A 2,976-nucleotide genomic window follows, 5' to 3' on the forward strand; every position below is an offset into this window, starting at 1 on the left:
AGGCCAGACCAGATCCGAACCCAGCCTGTCGCGAACTGGCCCTCGAAGAAGATGACGGGGCGCAGGCTTTGATCCGCCAGTGCGGTTGCAAAGGCGACGGTGAGATCACGGCTCATTAGAGGGCCTCTCGCGCTGAGATCGTGAAGCGGTGCTGATCCGCACGGCTGATGACCGAGGGAACCGGTGCCGTCAGCCGCAACAGGACCGACGGGGCATCAAGGCCAAGGAGCGTCCCGACCGGCACGGAAGCCCGGAGCGGCGGCACGAAGGCGAGCGTGGCCTCGCTGCCCAAAGGCGTCACATCGCCCGTCAGCTGATAGAGCCGCGTGGTGGCATCTCCGCCCAACTGGAAGAAATCCCCTGCGCGAAGCCCAAGCCCCCAGCCTGCCGTGCGCAAGGTGGAGGCTCCCGCAGCTTGCGCCTCAGTCACATATGGATTGCCCGCCGCTAACGGCACCTCGATCGAGGGATCTGGAAAGAGGAACCGACCCCGCAATCCACCAAGCGCAGTGAAGAAGGCCGAAAGCCGCCGAGCCTTCGCCCCTTGTGTCACCGCCATCTCGATCTGGTATTCCCACCACGACGCGCCCCAGTCCTGGATCTGGGACGTGCCTGTGAAGGGCGAGCGGGCTTCGGCGACGGACGTCACCAGGCGCCGCTCAAGCGAGGACACAAGCGTCAGTGGCAAGACAGGAATAGCCATGAATTTAGATCACCTGACCCCGGCGTCGGCCATCGGCCACGCTTTCTTTGGCAATGCGGGCGATCTCGGGAATGGCCGCACGAAGGCGCGCGTCGATCTGCTCGGCTACGCCCATCTGCGCCCCGCGCGCATCGATGTTGACGGTGACGCCAGCGCCAATGCTGCCGCCCCGGCCATAGTTGGCTGCCTCACGCCGGTTCAGCACCCGCTCTCCCCGCTGCAGAATTGTTGGGACCTCGTCGGGGCGGAGACCAGACCAGGAGCCAACCGGCCCCACGGTCCCACCGGAATGCATCCGGGGAGCACCAGCGAAGACTATCGCAGGCACCTGCCGCGTATGGCCTGACAGTCCAACGATGCCGCCCGCATGCGAGACAGCCGCTGCAACAGACCCGCCGCCAAAGATGCCAGAGAGCGCCGAGGCGATGGGCCCCAGCACCGCACGCTTGAACGACAGTACAGCCAAGTCCGCCAGGATCGAGCGCACGAGGCCCTTGAAGTCAAACTTGCCGGTCTCGACAAAGCTTCGGAACGCGCTTTCAGCACCGCTGAAAGCACCGGTCAGGGTTTCGCCGAGGCCTTTGCCCCAGTTCAGGGCGTCGGTGGCATAAGCCTGGAGAGATTCGGAGACTGCACGCCACCCGGTGGCGATCCGATCTCCGGCACTCCCAGCCGCGCCACCGGCGCGCCCCATGGCATCAGACAGACGATCTGCAGAGGCCGTGGCCTCATCCAGCGCCGCCGCGCCTTCTTCACCCGTGCCGGCAACGGCATCGCGAAGTGCGCCCCAGGAGGTAAGTGGAGCCGTTGCACCATTCGCAAGGTCTGTGGCGGCACGCCGGTAAATATTGGCTGTTTCCAGTGCATCCGCCGCAATGCCATCAAGGCCAAAATCGGGAACAGTAAGTGTATTATCCTCGAAGGCTCGGCGAAACGCCTCTGCTGCAGCTGTTCCAGCATCGGCGGAGGCACCTGCAAAGGGGTTCGGGATATCGCCGAGGCTGATCTCGCCGATGTGACCAAAGGTGGTCTCAATCCCGACCGCCGCCAGCGCATCTCGGATGCGCCCCGTGAAGGCGTCAATCCGGCGGATCGCCCCGTTCAGCATGGCCTCGATACCGTCGAGCATGCGGTTGGCCGCCGAGAAAACCAGATCCCCGATCACATCCGGTAGGCGCGACCAGATCTCGCGCACGGCCAAAAGCGCGCCCTCGAAGGTGTTGGCGGTCGTGTTGCCAAAGGCGACGACACTCTCGATGGCCCCGGCCATGCCGGTCGCGGCATCGGCTTTGAGATCATAAAACATGGCCGTCGCGCGCGACCCGGCCGCGTTGGCCCCCATTTTGATCCGTTCCCAGACCTCAACAGCGACATCTTTCAAGAGCCGCATGGCCTCACCGAAGCCACCTGCGCCGGAGGCCAACCGGGTGAACCAATAAACCAGCTCGCCTGCGCCCACGATGAGGGCGCCGATGCCTGTGCGGATGAGCGCACCTTTCAGGATGACGAGGGTCGTAGCCAAACCCCTCACCGACAGGGCGGCCGCCGCCATCGCAGCCACCCAGCGACCGGCGAGGAAGGTGGCGAAGGTGCTCGCATAGATCGCCAGCCGGTCAAGGTTGGCCAGTACCGCATCGAACGCCCGACCGATCGGGCTGGTGCTGGACGCAAGGGCGACAAACGCATTGGCCGCAGCTTCCAACGTGGGCGCGAGAGCGACAGCGATCCGGTTGCGCACGCCGGTGAACACCTGGCCAATGCTGACGAGTGCCAGTTCCGACCGTCGCATCGCAGCGATAGCGTCCGCATCCAAAACAGCACCCAATGCCTGCGCCTGAGCCCCGAGCCGGGTCATTTCCGCGCCGCCGTTTTGCAGAAGCGGAATGAGCCGCGTGGCATCGGACGCCATGGCCTCGAGATAGAAGGTCATCTCCTGTTGGCTGACGCCTGCGCGCTCGAGGCTGTCGACATAAAGCTGCAGGGCTTCGGGCCCCGAAAGCCGGGCGAATTGATCCGCCGTGACGCCCACGCGCGGCGCGATGTTCTCGAAGAAATCCGCCATCGGCCCGCCGCCCGTTTGCAGGAAATCCCCGACCCGGTCGTTCACGTCCTTCAGGATATCGGCAAGCTTTTCTTGTTCGATGCCGACGGTGGCCGAGGCAGCCGACCAGCGCTGGAAGACCTCCGGGTTTGCATTAGCCACCTGGCTGAGTTGGCCGATCTCGTTGGCCGCAGCCACCGTCGAGCGAGTCATCGCGACTACGGCACCGGCC

At 64.8% G+C, this 2,976-nt stretch carries 2 protein-coding genes; both read right to left on the bottom strand.

Annotation, left to right across the window (positions count from 1 at the left end; translation table 11 throughout):
• Positions 1 to 115 precede the first annotated feature (115 nt).
• A complete protein-coding gene (locus tag JJ869_RS23010; protein WP_292271226.1) occupies positions 116 to 703 on the bottom strand; it encodes a hypothetical protein in 588 nt (195 codons plus the stop codon).
• 4 nt (positions 704 to 707) lie between these two features.
• On the bottom strand, positions 708 to 2,976 hold a 2,269-nt coding region (locus JJ869_RS23015), incomplete at its 5' end, for a phage tail tape measure C-terminal domain-containing protein (RefSeq protein ID WP_292271228.1).

Origin of the sequence: Marivita sp., from assembly GCF_017643905.1 — a bacterium.
Lineage (GTDB): Bacteria > Pseudomonadota > Alphaproteobacteria > Rhodobacterales > Rhodobacteraceae > Marivita.